Consider the following 16,602-nt stretch of genomic DNA (forward strand, 5'->3'; position numbering starts at 1 on the left):
ACACATTAGCGCATAGTCGCTGGTAGTTCACCTTCGGTTCAGCCCCAACGCGCCGTCTGCGGGCACTACGGCTAACGTCCGTTTATGCCCCGGTCCCGTCAGCCACGCCGTCAAGCCACTTTGGCGTCGCTTGCCGCCGAGCTCAATGTGTCGAGAACTACAGTCTCGAACGCGTACAACCGACCCGATCAGCTCTCCGTCGAGCTGCGGGATCGAGTGCTCCAAGCGGCCAAGCGACGTGGATATCCCGGACCCGATCCGGTCGCCCGCTCCTTGCGAACTCGCAAAGCCGGTGCCGTCGGTCTCCTGCTCACCGAAGCACTCAGTTATTCGTTCCGCGACCCGGCCGCCATGAGCTTCCTCGCCGGTCTCTCGGAATCGTGTGAGGACGCCGGCCAGGGCTTGCTGCTCATCCCGGCCGGGCCCGGGCGCGACGAGGTGGATGCTGCGGCCGTGGTCCAGCAGGCGGGCGTCGACGGCTTTGTCGTCTACTCGGTGGCCGACGACGATCCGTATCTCGCTGCCGTGCTCGAGCGTCACATTCCGATCGTCGTGTGCGACCAGCCTCGCGAGATCCCCGGTGCGTCTCTCGTGGGCATCGACGACCGCGCTGCCATGCGCAAGGTCGCCGATTACCTCATCGGGCTGGGCCACCGTGACATCGGCGTGCTCTGCATGAGGCTGGGGCGCGACCGGATGGACGGCGTGGTCAGCCAGGAACGACTCAAGTCCCCGCACTTCCACGTCCAGCGTGAGCGCATCGAAGGAGTGCGCGACGCGATGGTGGCGTCCGACATGGACCCACTCTCACTCACGGTGATCGAGCGGTACGTCCACACATCGCAGTCCGGGCACTCGGCGGCGGCGGAAGCTCTCGCGACCAACCCGGAGATCACCGCACTGGTCTGCACCACCGACGTGCTGGCTCTCGGCGCCTTGGACTGGGCGCGCTGGCAGGGCATCGATGTACCTGGCCAACTGTCGATCACCGGATTCGACGGCGTCGACGAGGCGCTGCGCGAATCACTGACAACGGTGCGCCAGCCCCAGGAAGAGAAGGGCCGGCGCGCCGGTGCGCTCCTGATGTCGCCGTCTGGATCCGGCGTTCCGATAGTCGAGATGCTCGACACCGAACTACTGGCCGGGCGAACATCAGGTCGGATCAAGGGGTAGCGCTCACGCCAGGAGTTGGGCGCAGCGCAACAATCCCAGATGGCTGTACGCCTGGGGATGGTTGCCCAGCGAGCGTTCCGCGATGGGGTCGTACTCCTCCGCGAGTAGTCCGGTAGGACCCGCTGCCGCGACCAACTGATCGAACAGTGCCTCTGCTTGCAGGCGTTGTCCGATCAGCAGGTAGGCCTCGACGAGCCAGGCGGCGCAGAGGTGGAACCCGCCTTCGATGCCGGGCAGACCGTCGTCGTGATGGTATCGGTATACCGTTGAGCCGCTGCGTAGTTCAGCCTCGGTGGCTACGACGGTCGCTGCAAAGCGCGGATCCGTCGGATCGATCAGTCCCGACAGTCCGATGTGCAGAGTAGCGGCGTCGAGATCGGTACCGTCGTAGGCCGCGGTGTACGACTGGACGTCGTCCTTCCAGCCTTTGTGTCGTACTTCGTCGGCGATCTGGTCACGCAGTTCCGCCCACTCGGGCAGAGCCTCGCGAGAAAAGCGAGTAGCAAGATCGACGGCGCGGTCGACGGTGACCCAACCCATCACCTTGGAATAGACGTGGTGGCGCGGGTTGTCGCGAATTTCCCAGATGCCGTGGTCCGGTTCGAACCAGCGCCGCTGCACTGCTTCGACCATGGCGCACACCAGTTCCCAGTTGCGGTCACTCAAAGGATCGGGGGCACCGGCCTTTTCGCGTGCATTCGCCAGTTCGACGATCAATTCGACGATCGGGCCGAACACGTCCAGTTGAACCTGCTGATTCGCGGCGTTTCCGACGCGGACCGGCCTGGAGCCGGCGTATCCGGGAAGTGAATCGATGACGGCCTCTGGCGGTAGCGAGGTCCCGTAGAGCGTGTAGAGGGGGTGCAGGCGCTCGGGTCCCGGCAGCGTTTCGAGCACGCGGTGGACCCAGTCGAGGTAGTTCTCGGCTTCGTCGGTGGATCCGACGCTCACGAGAGCTGTTGCGGTGAGGGCGGCGTCGCGCAACCAGCAGTAGCGGTAGTCCCAGTTGCGGACTCCGCCGATCTCTTCCGGCAGGGATGTTGTGGCGGCGGCCATGATGGAACCGGAATCGGCATGAACCAGCCCGCGCAAGGTCAACGCAGAGCGTTTCATCAAGTCCGGCTTCAGCTTCGGCAGTTCGAGCGTCTTGGCCCAATCGGACCAGTACGCCTCCGAAGTCGCTCGACGCTCGAGTTCCGGAACTTCGGAAGGGCCGAGTTCTTCTGTTCCGCAGCGCAATTCGAGTACGACGTCACCCTTGGACGGCTCGACGATGGCGTGGGCAGTCTGCTGGTTTCCGTCGGTGGCGATGTTCCACATAACGCCGGGGGAGCGGAGCACGTACGGCTCGTTGGTGCCGAGGACCCGAATGCCCTCGTCGACGACCTCGAGCGTGACCTGTCCCTGGCCGAACTCGGGGCGGGGTGCAAACGAGACGATCGCGTCTGCCTGACCGGAAATGATGCGGGTCAGGTCGGTTCGCCCCTGCGGGACGTCGTGGGGGAGGTAGTCGGTGACGGACAGGCTCGCCCAGCGGGTCTGAACGGTCATCGTGCTGTCGATGTACTTCTGGCTCAGTGGCAAGGCTGTGCGGCGAGGCCCGACCGAGAAGTGCCCTGCCCCGGTTCCGCCGAGAAGGTGCGCGAAGACCGCCGCGGAATCCGGTTCCGGGTGGCACAACCAGGTCAGCGTCGCATCCGGGGTCACCAAAGCGACGGTGCGCGGACTGGCGAGCATCGAGAGTCGCTCGATGGGCGGAGCGTCGGCACCGGAAAGCCACGTACGACGCTCGTCGAGCAGGAACGCCAGAGCAGCAGCGACATCCTCGGTGCTGTCGACGCGATAGTCGGCGACGGTGTCCCCGCTGCCGACCTTGATTCCGATATCCGGCCCCTGCAGCCTGCTGAACGCCTTTTCGTCGGTCACGTCGTCCCCGATGAAGACGGCAGCGGTAGCGCCGTCCTGATGGCGGATCAAGTCGAGTGCGTGGCCCTTGTCGGTGGCGATGACCGCCAACTCGACCACCGACTTACCCTCGGTGACCTGAACACCCGGCCAGAGGGCCGATTCGGTGCGAACGGCGATGAGCGCCTTCTCGGCGTCGTCGGCGCTGGTGTTGCGTACGTGCAAGGCGACGCTGGCGGGCTTCTTCTCCACAGTTGCGCCGGGGGTATCGGCGGCAATTCGGCCTAACTCGGTGACGATCTCGTCGAGCAGTTTCCTGGCGTCGGCGTCGATCGCGTGAACGAATCCGATGTCGAACTCGGAGCCGTGGCTGCCGACCAATTGCACTTCGGCGGGAAGCCGGGACAGCGCCGCCAGATCCTTGAGGGCGCGGCCCGAGATCACGGCAGCAGTCGTCGACGCCAGGCTGGCGAGGGAGCGGAGCGCACGCACCGTTTCCGCGCGGGGATACGCCTTGTCCGGGTTGGCGACTATGGGTGCCATCGTCCCGTCGTAGTCGGAGGCTACGAGCAGACGCGGCGTGCGTGCCACGCCCGACAGCGCTCGGCGGAGTTCGATGGACAGATCTTGTGCGCTCACCTCTTCAAATCTAGGTGATGCAGCGACTCCTGGCTCGATACGTTTCTGCCAGATCAGTGCAAAAATGACAGATGCGACAAAGGATGTCTATTCGGGTTTCCGAGTTCCGTCACCGAGCAGCAGTTCAACCGTCAATTCCAGTCGATTGGCGACATCGGTAGCCGAAGAACGTCGCGTGAGCCAGGCCACCAAATTGGACAGCCACACATCGGAGATCACGCGCGCGATTGCCAACTGCTCTTCGGTCGGCTCCTCTTCGGTCATCGCTCGTGCGAAGAGGCGGTCCATCAACTGGCCCACCTGATCGACCTCTGCCGCTGCGGAGGCGTCGGCGAACATGAACGCGCGAGTCATGGCTTCGGTGAGGAGCGGATCGCGCTGCATCGCTCGGGTGATGAGGCTGAGGATCAGCTGCATCCGCTCGAGCGGGCTGGTTCCAGGTGGGATCTTGCCCTTGGAATCGATCTTCTCGAATTCGCGTGCCAGAGCGGACACCAACAGGTGAACCTTGGAGGGGAAGTAGCGATAGAGCGTTCCGACTGCGACATCGGCGCGCTCGGCCACGGCGCGCATTTGAACAGCCTCGTAGCCACCCTTGGACGCCAGGGCGAGGGTTGCGTCGAGAATCCGCTTGCGGCGTTCACGTTGCGCGTTGGAGCTGAGATCGTCGTCCCCGAGCGTTGCAGAAGCAACCGCGTTGGAGCGGGATCGGGATGTTGTGGTCATCGACAAATTCCTTCGCGCCTTGACTCTTGGCCAGGTGTCATATTAGAACACGTTCTAAACAATTGTGTCACTTATCGAGAGGCGGGAACCAGTTGTGACAATCGCCACGACCGATGAACAGCGGGCGGTCCAGGAATCGATAGAGGCCTGGGCTCGCTCGGCCACGCCGATGGACATGGTACGCCGTGGACCAGCAGTTTCGTGGCGGGAGAAATGGTCCGAGTTCGCGTCTCTCGGGATATTTTCGGTCGCCGTTCCTGAATCGGTAGGCGGAGCCGGAGCCGAAATCGTCGATCTCGCAGCAATGCTCGAGCAGGCGGCAATCGAACTCGTGCCGGGTCCTGTTCTCACGACTGCACTTGCAGCTCTGGTGGTTGGGCGTAGTTCGTCGCCCGCTGCCAAGCGCTGGTCCGAAATGCTCGCCGACGGTGCGTTGCCGTGTGCCGTCGTATTGGACGAAAGTCCAGTTGCGGCAACGGCGAATGCGTCCGGCGGCATCGAGCTTCATGGCGAAGGAGGTTACGCCTGGGGTGGAGACTCGGGCGTATCGGTCCTCGTGTCGGCGGGCGTGGTGTCGGAAGGTGAAGGCTCGCGTGTCGTCTGGGCTCTCGTCGACGGAGACAGCGAAGGTGTGACCTACGAAGCGGTCGACACGATCGACAAGTCGCGACCACTGGCGCGAGTCTCCTTCGACCGAGTGACGGTCGACGCCGACCGAATCCTCGATGACATTGCGCCAGGATCGGTTTCCGATCTAGCGGCGGTACTTGGGGCTGCCGAAGCTGCCGGAATTGCGGCGTGGAGTCTGCGTACTGCGGTGGAGTACGCGAAGATTCGCGAACAATTCGGAAAACCCATCGGTTCGTTCCAGGCGATCAAACATATCTGTGCCGAAATGCTGTGCCGAGTGGAAAATGCCGGAGCTGTCGCCTGGGATGGTGCGGTCGCTGCAGAGTCGGGCGACGAACTTCCGATCGCGGCGGCGGTGGCGGCCGCGGTGTCTCTGGACGCCGCTGTCGACACGGCAAAAGACTGCATTCAAGTGCTCGGCGGCATCGGATTCACCTGGGAGCACGAGGCGCACTTCTACCTTCGTCGAGCACTGTCGCTCCGGCAGATTCTGGGTGGATCGTCCCGCTGGCGCGCACGCGTCGCTGAATTGACGATCGGCGGTGCACGGCGTCACCTTCAGATCGACTTGAGTGAGCTGGAATCCGACCGGTCCGACATTCGCGAAGAGGTAGCGCAATTGGTGGCGCTGCCCGAATCCGAACAGCGCAACGCTTTGGCCGAATCGGGCTACCTTGCACCGCACTGGCCGAAGCCGTACGGCCGGGGCGCCAAGGCCGCGCAACAGATTTTGATCGAGGAAGAGTTGGCTGCCGTCGGTATCGGCCGACCCGATCTCGTGATCGGGTGGTGGGCAGTTCCCACCATCCTCGAGCACGGCAGTGCGGAGCAGATCGAAAGATTTGCGACACCGACGCTCAAGGGTGAGATCACCTGGTGTCAGCTTTTCAGTGAACCTGGCGCAGGTTCGGATCTTGCCGCGCTGCGTACGACCGCGGAGAAGGTCGACGGCGGTTGGAAGCTGAACGGCCAGAAAGTCTGGACTTCGCTTGCGCGTGAAGCTGACTGGGCTATCTGCCTCGCCAGAACCGATCGCGAGGTTCCCAAGCACAAGGGCATCACGTACTTCCTTCTCGACATGAAGACGGCCGGGATTCGGATCTCGCCGCTGCGTGAGATCACCGGCGATGCTCTGTTCAACGAAGTCTTCCTCGACGACGTCTTCGTGCCGGACGACTGCGTCGTCGGCCAGCTCGGCGGAGGCTGGAAACTGGCCCGAACAACCCTCGCCAACGAGCGAGTCGCGATGAGCGGGGGCTCTTCGCTCGGCGGTGCGATGGAGGAATTGCTCGAGCTGGCGGGCGATCCCGATCCTGTGGTTGCAGACAAGCTCGGTGGGCTGATCGGAACCGCCATGGTGGGCTCGTTGCTGGAATTGCGCACGACACTGCGGCAATTGGATGGTCAGGATCCGGGCCCGGCGTCGAGCGTCCGCAAGCTGGTGGGCGTGCGCCAGCGTCAGAATGTCGCAGAGTTCGCCATGGAATTGGGTGGCCCAGCCGGATGGGTGGAGGGTCCGCTCTCGCGTGAGTTCCTCAACACGCGATGCCTGTCGATTGCCGGCGGAACCACGCAGATTCTGTTGACCGTCGCCGCGGAGAGAATTCTGGGCCTGCCCCGTGACTAGACGGCGTGAGTAGAGGCCTTTAGAAATGTCCACGTTGGTGATACAACTAGAACACGTTCTACATCAGAGACAGGATTGCCAGCGTGGACTTCACTCCCGATGAAACCCAGGAAGCGGTAGCCGAGGTGGCTACCGCGCTCCTTGCCCGCGAACTGGAGCCGGACGCGCTCTGGGCGGCATTCGCCGAAGCCGACCTGCTCACGTTGGCACTGCCCGAGCGTCTGGGCGGCGAGGGCCTCTCGGTCACCGACGTCGGTTCTCTTCTCGTCGACGTCGGCCGGGCCGCCGCTCCCATTCCGGCTCTCGCAACCCTCGGCTTCGGCGTACTTCCCATCGTTGCTCTGGGGACCGACGCTCAGCAGGACGAATTGCTCACCGGAGTCAGCGCCGGACGGGTGTTCACCGCGGCGCTCGGTGAGCCGGGTCAGCAGTTCCCGGCGCAGCCGTCGACCACCGCCCATCAGTCGGGCGACTGGTATCGCGTCAGCGGGACGGTGCTTGCCGTGCCTTTCGCGGCGAGCGCACACAGAATTCTTGTGCCAACCGACGCCGGAGTCGTGCTCGTCGATCCGACCGCCGCCGGCGTCGCATTGACGCCGACACCCAGTGCGTCCGGCAGTCCGGAGTTCGCAGTCACGATGGACGAGGCAGTCGGTGAACTTCTCGGTGCCGGCGAGGAAGCCGTCCAGACGCTGTACCGGATCGCTACGGCGAGTATCGGAGCCGTTGCAGACGGTTTAGTGTCCGGTGCCGTCGATCTCACTGCGGCACATGTCGGCTCACGCGAGCAATTCGGCAAGCCGCTCGCAACGTTCCAGGCGGTCTCACAGCAGATCGCCGACGCCTATGTCACCTCGCGGACTCTTCACGTCGCGGCGTTGTCGGCGTCCTGGCGCGTGTCGGAGGGCCTGGATGCTCAGTCGGACCTCGACGTCATGGCGTACTGGATCGCCCAGGAAGTACCCGCCACAATGCAGGTGCTTCACCACCTGCACGGCGGTCTGGGCGTCGACGTCACGTATCCGCTTCATCGTTACTACTCGACTGCAAAAGACTTGGCGCGCCTGCTCGGCGGCGCTTCGCAGCGACTCGACCTCGTGGGGGCCCGGTGTTCATCGATCTGACCGACAGTCAGCGCGCATTGCAAGCTGAACTTCGACGCTACTTCTCGACGCTGATCTCGCCCGAGGAGGCCAAGATCATGCGTGTGGAGCGGCATGGCCCTACCTATCGTGAGGTCATCCGTCGTATGGGCAAGGACGGTTGGCTCGGCGTCGGCTGGCCGGTGGAGTACGGCGGACGTGGGTTCGGTGAAGTCGAGCAGCAGATTTTTGTCAACGAGGCTGTGCGGGCGGATGTCCCACTGCCTTCGGTGACGTTGCAGACCGTCGGTCCGACTCTGCAGAAGTACGGCAGCGAGGAGCAGAAGCAGAAATTCCTGCCCGCGATCCTCGCCGGTGAAGTGCACTTCGCGATCGGCTACACCGAACCGGAAGCCGGCACCGACCTTGCAGCCCTGCGTACTTCGGCGGCACGCAATGGTGACGAGTACGTCGTCAACGGCCAGAAGATTTTCACCACCGGCGGGCATGACGCCGATTACGTGTGGCTCGCCGTGCGGACCGGATCTGCCGATTCACGGCACCGCGGCATCTCGATCCTGATCATGGATACCAAAGATCCCGGCTACACCTGGACCCCGATCATCACTTGCGACGGTGCGCATCACGTCAATGCCACCTACTACGAGGACGTTCGCGTTCCGGCGAACATGCTTGTGGGTGAAGAGAATCAGGGTTGGCGCCTGATCACGACGCAGCTCAACCACGAACGCGTCATGCTCGGTCCGGCAGGTCGTGTCGCAGGGATTTACGACCACGTCTTCGATTGGGCCAAGCGTGAAAACCTGCTTGATCACGTTGACGTACGACGCGCGCTCGGTGAGATTCACGCGACGTATCGCCTCAACGAACTGCTCAACTGGCAAGTGGCATCGAGTGATTCGGAGTCGGTGGACATTGCCGACGCTTCGGCAACCAAAGTATTTGCGACCGAACGCATCCAGCGAGTCGGTCGACTCGCGGAAGAGATCGTCGGACGGTACGGAAATCCGATCGATCCCGAAACGGCTGATCTCATGGAGTGGCTGGACATGCAGATCAAGCGCAACCTGGTGATCACCTTCGGCGGTGGAGTCAACGAGGTGATGCGCGAATTGATCGCTACCGCCGGCCTGAAGCTTCCCCGCGTTCCGAGATAGGAAACAAATCGTGTCAGATCCCATTCTCACTGCTGCCGAGCGGGTTCGAGAGGACGGGCCAAGCGCTCCTCGCGCCGGCCGTGACCCCGTGAACTTGCCGATGATCCGCAACTGGGTCGAGGCGATCGGTGACGAGAACCCGATCTACGTCGACGAATCGGCCGCCCGCGCCGCCGGACACGACGGAATAGTCGCGCCGCCGGCGATGGCGCAGGTATGGACGATGCGCGGTCTGGGGGCAATTCGAGAAGCCGACGATCCGTTGGGCCGGATGACGGACATTCTCGACGAGGCCGGATTCACGTCCGTCGTCGCGACCAACTGCGATCAGATCTACCACCGCTATTTGAAGCCGGGTGAAGAAGTCACCATCTCCTCGGTGTTGGAAGACGTAGTGGGACCGAAGAAGACAGGTCTTGGTGAAGGGTGGTTCTTCACTACCCGCAGCTTCTGGCGGGTCGGCGAAGAACTGGTCTCGGAGATGATGTTCCGGATCTTGAAGTTCGCGCCGCCGGTAAGTGAGCGTCCCTCCACTGACGTGCCTGCGGACCTGGACGCATCTCGGATGCTGCGCCCGACGGCGTCTCTCGACACACAGTTCTTCTGGGACGGTGTCGCCGCACACGAGTTGCGTATTCAACTGCGTGCGGATGGTTTGGTGCAGCACCCACCCGTGCCCGCGATCTGGAAGGACAAGTCGGAGCAGACCGACTACGTGGTCGCGTCAGGGCGGGGAACGGTCTTCAGTTTCGTCGTTCACCACGCGCCCAAGGTTCCTGGTCGGTCATTGCCGTTCGTCGTTGCCCTGGTCGAACTGCCTGAGGGTGTGCGGATGCTCGGCGAATTGCGCGGCGTCGATCCCTCGAGTGTGTCGATCGGAATGGAGGTGGAGGCGATCTACCTCGACTTCCCCGGAGACGACGAGACCGGGGGAACTCCCTGGACTTTGTACGCCTGGCAGCCGGTTGGGGTTTCTGCGGTTTCTGCGGGGAAGGAGTGACGATGACTTTGACGACGGATATCACTGTGGGAGAAGTTCTTCCGCAGCTCTCGATTTACGGCGACCCGACGTTTGTGGTCTCGGCAGCACTAGCTACCCGCGACTTTCAGGATGTTCACCACGACCGTGATCTCGCACAGAAACGCGGCTCGAAAGACATTTTTGTCAACATCCTCACCGACACCGGCCTGGTGCAGCGATTCGTGACCGACTGGGCAGGACCGCGGGCAGTACTCACGTCGATCAAGCTGCGCCTCGGGGTCCCGTGGTACGCCTACGACACTTTGACGCTCTCCGGCACGGTGACCTCCTACGACGAGGATCTCGTTTCTCTCGCGGTGGTCGGCAAGAACAGTCTGGGAGATCACATCACTGCGCAGGTCACACTGGCATTTCCGGCGTCGGGCTCGAATGGAGACATTGAAAACGGAGACATTGAATGAGCGCATTGTCCGGCAAGGCCGCGATCGTCGGAATCGGAGCCACGGATTTCTCGAAGGACTCCGGTCGCAGTGAACTGCGACTGGCCGCCGAGGCTGTTCAAGCCGCGTTGGACGACGCCGGTCTGACACCCGCCGACGTCGACGGTCTTACCTCGTTCACCATGGACACCAACACCGAAGTGGCAGTGGCTCGTTCGGTGGGTATCCCGAACCTCAAATTCTTCAGTCGTATTCACTACGGTGGCGGTGCCGCTGCGGCGACGATTCAGCAGGCGGCCATGGCGGTTGCCACTGGCGTCGCGGACGTCGTCGTGGCCTATCGCGCATTCAACGAGCGATCGGGTGCGCGTTTCGGGCAGGTGAACTCCGGCCTTGTGGCGCAGGTCAATTCGTCGGGAACGGACAACGCCTTTTCCTATCCTCACGGATTGGGTACTCCCGCATCGTTTGTCGCGATGGTCGCGCAGCGATACATGCACGTATACGGAGCGTCCAGCGAGGACTTCGGTCGAATCGCCGTCGCGGACCGTAAGCATGCAGCCACCAATCCGAAGGCGTTCTTCTACGGAAAACCGATCACCCTCGAGGACCATCAGAACTCGCGATTCATCGCTGAACCTTTGCATCTCCTCGATTGCTGCCAGGAATCCGACGGCGGCATCGCCATCGTCGTCACCTCGCCAGAACGAGCCAAAGATCTGAAGAACACACCCGCCGTTATCGCTGCCGCCGCACAGGGCAGCGGGGCAGATCAATACATCATGACCAGCTATTACCGCGACGGTTTGACCGGCCTACCGGAGATGGGCCTTGTCGGTGATCAACTCTGGTCACAAAGTGGGCTGCGCCCGTCGGACATGCAGACGGCGATCTTCTACGACCACTTCACGCCCTATGTTCTGATGCAGCTCGAGGAACTCGGTTTCTGCGGTAGGGGAGAGGCCAAGGACTTCATCGCCGGTGGCGCAATCGAACTCGGAGGCAAGCTTCCGATCAACACCCATGGTGGACAGCTCGGCGAGGCATACATCCACGGGATGAACGGTATCGCCGAGGGAGTTCGGCAGATCCGTGGTACTTCGGTCAACCAGGTCGACTCCGTCGAGAATGTACTGGTGACTGCGGGAACGGGCGTTCCGACATCGGGGCTTGTGCTGACTCGCTGATTATCGTGGGCACAGCTTCATCAGGCGTCACGGCCTGTTGGCACCGCATCGAGGTCTCCTTCGATGCGGTGCTGGCCCGTGTTCTGTTGTGCCCGAGGAGTACTACCTCAGGTTTTGAAGGTGGTGTTCGCCGGCCGCGGGTGCTGGCCGGGGTCGATCGAGGGCGGCGGGATGAACCACGGTTTGTTGTCGGCGCCGATGCGGATTTCCCATTTCCCGACGAATCCGGTTTTTCGGTGCATCAACCTGTGATGTGAACGGCACAGTAGGACAAGGTTGTTCATCAACGTCGGGCCACCGTTGGCCCAGTGCCGGATATGGTGTGCATCGGTCCAGGCGGGCACGCATGTGCAACCCGGGAAGGCGCAGCCTTTGTCTCGGGCGATCAGCGCCACTCGCTGTTCGGCGGACACTAATCGCTTTCCGGGTTTCGCATCGAGCGGCGCGCCGTGACCGTCGAGCAGCACCGTGGACAGGAAACAATCACACCCGAGAAGCCTTGTCTGCGACACCGACAGTGGCCCCAGCCAGGGCATGTGCCCGACATCGAGATCCGACACAGCCATTCCGTCATCAGAAGTGGAGGGTGTTGCGGCGCAGTCCCGGTGCTCAGCGAGATCACGCGCGTTGATGTGCACGTTCACGTGCGGACGCTGGCCACCATCGACACCGGTTTTGGCGCAGTCGAGGTAACGGCGGATCAGTTCGGTGAACCCGTCCGCGGTCTGCTTCGCTGCCGACCGAGAATCCGGGGTTCCATCGGGTGCCGGGGTGGGCATCGTCAGATTCGACAGGGCGGAGAGCAGCATTTCACCGGTGAGGGCGTCGAAATCTCCGCGCACCACCACCCGACCGTTCAACGTCGACGCGATCCGGAGCTCGTTGCGGTCGATATCTTCGGCGGGCGGAATCTCATCGGATTCGAACACTCGCTCCAAGGTCGCGATCACGTTCCGTACCTTCGTGGTCGTGGCCTCCACTCCGGAAGCGGCAGCCAACAACAAGTCGATACAGCGAGGGAGCGCTTCGTCCGGCATGCCCTTTGGTGGTGATTCGCAGAACGCCACGATCAAGACGGCGTGCTCGAAGGAGCAGTCCCCGACATCGAACCGGGCAGCCACCGCCGGAAGCGGGCGTAGCGCTGCACCGAGGGCGGCGATCTTCTTCCCGTCCCGAACCTGCAGCATCGTGTTTGCCGCCAACCAGGACCCGACGCCGCGGCTGGCGATCAGCTGATCATCGGGCCGCATCGAGAGTTCGCCGACCACCGCCACCCGAACGGCCTCGAGACGCAGAATCTCCGCGCTCGCCGACACCGCAGCGGCACGTAACTCAGAAGCAGACAACCGCCACAGTCGTCCGCGCAACCCCACCGCAGAACCCGAAACCACGTCCGACAGATAGACACTCATTGAATCCCCCGATCCCCTACTCAGAGAATACTCGAACATGCGTTCGAGTCAAGGGGTGCTTTCGGGCTCGCTCTAGGATCGCTGGATGTTCACGTTGACTACGGAACGCCTTGTTCTTCGAGATTTCACTGCCGCGGATGAAGATGCCGTCCATCAGTACGCGTCCGACCCTGCCGTCTGTAGATATGTTGATTGGGGGCCGAACACCCCCGCGGTGACCAGGGCATTCCTGGCTGACGCGGCACTCGAAGCTGAGCTCGTCGAACGTCGCACGTTCACCCTGGCCATCACGTCGAAGGCTGATGGAACGGTCATCGGTTCCGTAGCTGTGTGGGAAGTATCCGCCGCGCACCGGCGGGCGGAACTCGGTTTTGTCGTGAACCCGAAGTCCCACGGACGAGGTTATGCATCCGAGGCAGGGAGCGCGGTCCTGGGACTCGCCTTCGCTCGCCTTGGAGCACAGCGCGTGCAGGCAACGTGTCGTCCGGAGAACTCGGCGTCGGCGTCGGTGCTCACCAAAATCGGAATGGTGGAGGAGGGGCGGATGAGGGCACACATGGTGATCCGGGGGACCGCGGTGGATTCGCTGCTTTTTGCTGCAACACGATCTGCCGCCGTACAGCCATAGACCGCGTCGGCTCACTTTTCGTGACCTTCCCGGGTCCTGGTGCGATACTCGAACCATGTTCGAGGATGCCTTGCTCATCGACGCGGCCGGCCGGCCCACCATGCAGCATCACCAGGCCTTTTCTCGGGACTGGGACCGCATCAAGGAATGGTCCGACAACATCTACATGCCGTATACGGTCACGCCGATAGGAAGTCGGTTGAAGCCGGCTTCGGACATGTACTCGGCGGCGGTGGGCAAGATCGACGTCACCCGATTCTGCTACGGCATTCCGGTCTCTGTCGGTGAATGTTCTCCTGAGGCCGGAAACATTCTGGTTCTGACGACGATCAGAGGCAACGGCCGACATGCCCTTGGCCGGGGAGCTGCGGCAAATACTGCCGTGGGGGAGACTTTTGTCGCCGACTGTAGTCGGACCGACTATTTCGTCGAATTCGACGAGGATCATCTGCAGCTGAATCTCACTGTGCCGCATCAGCTTGTCGCCGACCACGCCCGGCAGTGGTACGGGGCGGTTCCCGACGATCGTCTGTGGCGGCACAAGTGCACCATCGGCGGCCGTGGCTCGAGTTGGCTCGCATTGATGGACTACGTCGTTCGCGCGATTGCAGAGTCGCCTGACGCGATGTCGGGTGAAAGGCTGGGCGCCAGGGTTCAAGAACTCATCACGGCTCAGCTTCTCGACGAGTGGGCGACGCAGGCCGGGTTGCAACTCGGCGCCGACGTCGCCTCCGCCGAACCGGCATACGTGCGATCGGCGGAGGAGTACATCGATACCTTCGCGCGCTCGGTACCGACGGCGTCCGAGATCGCGGCTGCGGTGGGTGTCAGTGTTCGGGCGCTCACTGCGGGATTTCGACGGTACCGAGACACCACGCCGGGGCAACGATTGCGCGCGCGTCGACTGGAGGGGGTACGCAGCGAATTGTTGCGTTCCGATGGGAGAACCGTCTCCGAAATCGCAAACGCCTGGGGCTACGTCAATCTGGGCATGTTTGCGGCCGCCTACCGGAAACGGTTCGGAGAGTTGCCTTCCGAGACTCGGAACCCACTCTGAGGATAGTTGTTTGAACGGTCATGACGATCGGTTTACGCACTCGATGAACTGCGATGATCCGTTGTTTCGTGTCGGAGCGTTCTGCAAGGATTGAAATCGAACGTGACAGCAATCCCACGAGCTAGGAGTACGTCATGGCAACTCGACTCAATCCGTACATCAGTTTCAACGGTAACGCGCGTGAAGCGTTGGAGTTCTACAAGGGCATTTTCGGTGGCACGCTGGCGCTGAGCACGTTCGGTGAATTCGGCAATCCCGGCGAAGGCGGGGACAAGATCATGCACGGAATGCTCGAGACCGATCAGGGATACACCCTGATGGGTGCTGACAATCCGCCAGGCATGCCGTACAACCCCGGCGACAACATCACGGTCAGCCTCAGCGGCGACGACGGCGATGTGCTGCGCGGGTACTGGGAGCAACTGTCGGGAACAGGTACGGTCAGCGTTCCGCTCGAGAAGCAGATGTGGGGCGACGAATTCGGCGCCTGTACAGACAAATTCGGTATTTCCTGGCTGGTGAATATCGGAGCGCCCCAGAGCTGACTCCAGACTCTGCCCGGTTCTGCCGAAACGAGACAGTTTTCCTGCCGTTTCGAGGCAGAGCCGGGTGTGTGATCGCCGTTACATTCTGTTCGACAAGACAAGTTGCAAGTCGGATGGAGAAATGCAGTGACGATCGAAGATATTGCGCGGAAGCCCCTTTCGAAGCAGCGCCTCGACGACGTGCTGGCGCGAGCAACTCAGGGGGCTGATCGCGTCCCGGGTGTGGTCGCGATGATCACGGATCGAGAAGGCAACATCTACGAGGGTGCTGCGGGTGAGCGGACTCTCGGTTCCGGCGTTCCGATGACCCTCGATACAACCTTTGCGCTCTTCTCCACCACCAAGGCGATCACCGGTACCGCTGTCTTGCAATGTGTGGAGGAGGGGTTGCTCGATCTCGATGCACCTGCAGCGACCTATGTTCCCGACATCGGTGAGCTGAAGGTCCTGGACGGTTTCGACGCCGGCGGAAACCCCGTTCTTCGGGAACCCAAGCGTGACATCACCACTCGCATGCTGCTCCTTCACACTGCAGGGTTCGGCTACGACTTCTTCAACGAGTCGTACAACCGGCTCTCGCAGGAACATGGGCAACCCAGCGTGATCACGTGTAGCAAAGCGGCGCTCACGACACCGCTGCTCTTCGACCCGGGTGAGAAGTGGGAGTACGGCACCAACATCGACTGGGCCGGCCAGGTCGTCGAGTCGATTCGAGGTCAGCGACTCGGCGATGTCATGCGTGAGCGCATCTTCGAACCTCTCGAGATGGCCGATACGGCATTCACGATGAGCCCGTCGATGAAGGCTCGACTTGCGCCGATCCATCAGCGCGAGAGCGACGGAAGCCTCACTCCGCTCATCGGATTCGAGCTTCCGGCCGAACCCGAGGTGCACATGGGTGGCCACGGTTTGCACGGCACTGTCGGCGACTACACGAAGTTCATTCGTATGTGGCTCAACGACGGCGCGGGCACATCCGGTCGCGTGTTGTCGCCGGAGACGGTAGCTGCAGCCGTTCAGAACGGGCTCGAAGGCCAGCACGTGGGGTTGTTGCCCGGAGTTCTCCCGACGCTGTCCAACGATGCGGAATTCTTCCCCGGTGTACCCAAGGGATGGGCATACTCCTTCATGACAAATGAAGAGGTGGCACCCACCGGTAGGCCGGCCGGATCGCTGGCTTGGGCGGGTCTTGCCAACCTTTATTACTGGATCGACCGGCAGACCGGCGTCGGCGGGTTCTGGGCAACGCAGATTCTGCCGTTCGCGGACGCTGGATCCATCAACGGATACCTGGAATTCGAGACCGCCGTTTACCAGTGATCGGCTGGATTCCCGCTGTCCGGGATCGACTGTTTCTTTCGGGCGCGTTCGGAGTACGCATGCAGTACAGC

General features: G+C 62.4%; 14 protein-coding genes. 11 read left to right on the plus strand and 3 right to left on the minus strand.

All coding sequences use genetic code 11. The features are described from left to right. Nucleotides 1-84 precede the first annotated feature (84 nt). Nucleotides 85-1,173, plus strand: a complete 1,089-nt coding sequence (locus GJB56_RS26075) for a LacI family DNA-binding transcriptional regulator (RefSeq protein WP_007733995.1) — start codon at nucleotides 85-87, stop codon at nucleotides 1,171-1,173. Nucleotides 1,174-1,176: 3 nt separating this feature from the next. Here the strand turns inward: GJB56_RS26075 and otsB are convergent, their stop codons facing one another. Together otsB and kstR are read right to left on the minus strand one after the other, a co-directional pair. Next, complete coding sequence (gene otsB / locus GJB56_RS26080; protein WP_113682100.1) at nucleotides 1,177-3,717, minus strand: trehalose-phosphatase; 2,541 nt, start codon at nucleotides 3,715-3,717, stop codon at nucleotides 1,177-1,179. Between the two features lie 87 nt (nucleotides 3,718-3,804). After that, nucleotides 3,805-4,443, minus strand: a complete 639-nt coding sequence (gene kstR / locus GJB56_RS26085) for a cholesterol catabolism transcriptional regulator KstR (RefSeq protein ID WP_003945752.1) — start codon at nucleotides 4,441-4,443, stop codon at nucleotides 3,805-3,807. Nucleotides 4,444-4,537: 94 nt separating this feature from the next. Here kstR and GJB56_RS26090 point away from each other — a divergent pair, with 94 nt between their 5' ends. From GJB56_RS26090 to GJB56_RS26115, 6 genes are all read left to right on the plus strand, one after another. After that, nucleotides 4,538-6,700 (plus strand): acyl-CoA dehydrogenase, encoded by a 2,163-nt coding sequence (locus GJB56_RS26090; RefSeq protein ID WP_019746852.1) that lies wholly within the window; start codon nucleotides 4,538-4,540, stop codon nucleotides 6,698-6,700. 83 nt (nucleotides 6,701-6,783) lie between these two features. Further along, a complete protein-coding gene (locus GJB56_RS26095) occupies nucleotides 6,784-7,824 on the plus strand; it encodes an acyl-CoA dehydrogenase family protein (protein WP_113682101.1) in 1,041 nt (346 codons plus the stop codon). After that, entirely contained in the window at nucleotides 7,809-8,960 is a 1,152-nt protein-coding gene (locus GJB56_RS26100; protein ID WP_084326786.1) for an acyl-CoA dehydrogenase family protein, read from the plus strand. Before GJB56_RS26095 ends, GJB56_RS26100 begins: the two co-directional genes overlap by 16 nt. Before the next feature lie 7 nt (nucleotides 8,961-8,967). Next, nucleotides 8,968-9,960: a bifunctional MaoC family dehydratase N-terminal/OB-fold nucleic acid binding domain-containing protein gene (locus GJB56_RS26105; protein WP_195849632.1), complete on the plus strand. Its 993-nt coding sequence runs from the start codon at nucleotides 8,968-8,970 to the stop codon at nucleotides 9,958-9,960. A gap of 2 nt (nucleotides 9,961-9,962) precedes the next feature. Beyond that, complete coding sequence (locus GJB56_RS26110; RefSeq protein WP_020968404.1) at nucleotides 9,963-10,403, plus strand: MaoC family dehydratase; 441 nt, start codon at nucleotides 9,963-9,965, stop codon at nucleotides 10,401-10,403. After that, nucleotides 10,400-11,569 carry a lipid-transfer protein gene (locus tag GJB56_RS26115; protein ID WP_019746856.1) on the plus strand — a complete coding sequence of 390 codons (1,170 nt, stop codon included), beginning with the start codon at nucleotides 10,400-10,402 and terminating at the stop codon, nucleotides 11,567-11,569. Before GJB56_RS26110 ends, GJB56_RS26115 begins: the two co-directional genes overlap by 4 nt. A 107-nt stretch (nucleotides 11,570-11,676) precedes the next feature. On the opposite strand, the gene GJB56_RS26120 is transcribed toward GJB56_RS26115, so the two are convergent. Next, a complete protein-coding gene (locus tag GJB56_RS26120) occupies nucleotides 11,677-12,981 on the minus strand; it encodes an HNH endonuclease signature motif containing protein (RefSeq protein WP_113682103.1) in 1,305 nt (434 codons plus the stop codon). 85 nt (nucleotides 12,982-13,066) lie between these two features. On the opposite strand from GJB56_RS26120, the gene GJB56_RS26125 reads away from it, so the two are divergent. From GJB56_RS26125 to GJB56_RS26140, 4 genes are all read left to right on the plus strand, one after another. Beyond that, entirely contained in the window at nucleotides 13,067-13,609 is a 543-nt protein-coding gene (locus GJB56_RS26125) for a GNAT family N-acetyltransferase (protein WP_113682104.1), read from the plus strand. Nucleotides 13,610-13,664: 55 nt separating this feature from the next. Beyond that, the gene (locus GJB56_RS26130; RefSeq protein WP_113682105.1) at nucleotides 13,665-14,666 is read left to right on the plus strand and encodes an AraC family transcriptional regulator; all 1,002 of its coding nucleotides are present in this window, start codon (nucleotides 13,665-13,667) and stop codon (nucleotides 14,664-14,666) included. Nucleotides 14,667-14,800: 134 nt separating this feature from the next. Beyond that, nucleotides 14,801-15,211 (plus strand): VOC family protein, encoded by a 411-nt coding sequence (locus GJB56_RS26135; RefSeq protein ID WP_113682106.1) that lies wholly within the window; start codon nucleotides 14,801-14,803, stop codon nucleotides 15,209-15,211. Between the two features lie 180 nt (nucleotides 15,212-15,391). After that, entirely contained in the window at nucleotides 15,392-16,531 is a 1,140-nt protein-coding gene (locus tag GJB56_RS26140) for a serine hydrolase domain-containing protein (protein ID WP_230091233.1), read from the plus strand. The last annotated feature ends 71 nt before the right edge of the window (nucleotides 16,532-16,602 follow it).

Origin of the sequence: Rhodococcus sp. AQ5-07, assembly GCF_009707305.1 — a bacterium.
Taxonomy (GTDB): Bacteria; Actinomycetota; Actinomycetes; order Mycobacteriales; family Mycobacteriaceae; genus Rhodococcus_F; species Rhodococcus_F erythropolis.

What these genes read in the sequence shown, in the direction of transcription:
- GJB56_RS26075 (WP_007733995.1), top strand. Translation starts at nt 85, where the DNA reads ATGCCCCGGTCCCGTCAGCCACGCCGTCAAGCCACTTTGGCGTCGCTT.
- kstR (WP_003945752.1), bottom strand. Translation starts at nt 4,443, where the DNA reads ATGACCACAACATCCCGATCCCGCTCCAACGCGGTTGCTTCTGCAACG.
- GJB56_RS26110 (WP_020968404.1), top strand. Translation starts at nt 9,963, where the DNA reads ATGACTTTGACGACGGATATCACTGTGGGAGAAGTTCTTCCGCAGCTC.
- GJB56_RS26115 (WP_019746856.1), top strand. Translation starts at nt 10,400, where the DNA reads ATGAGCGCATTGTCCGGCAAGGCCGCGATCGTCGGAATCGGAGCCACG.
- GJB56_RS26120 (WP_113682103.1), bottom strand. Translation starts at nt 12,981, where the DNA reads ATGAGTGTCTATCTGTCGGACGTGGTTTCGGGTTCTGCGGTGGGGTTG.
- GJB56_RS26125 (WP_113682104.1), top strand. Translation starts at nt 13,067, where the DNA reads ATGTTCACGTTGACTACGGAACGCCTTGTTCTTCGAGATTTCACTGCC.
- GJB56_RS26130 (WP_113682105.1), top strand. Translation starts at nt 13,665, where the DNA reads ATGTTCGAGGATGCCTTGCTCATCGACGCGGCCGGCCGGCCCACCATG.
- GJB56_RS26135 (WP_113682106.1), top strand. Translation starts at nt 14,801, where the DNA reads ATGGCAACTCGACTCAATCCGTACATCAGTTTCAACGGTAACGCGCGT.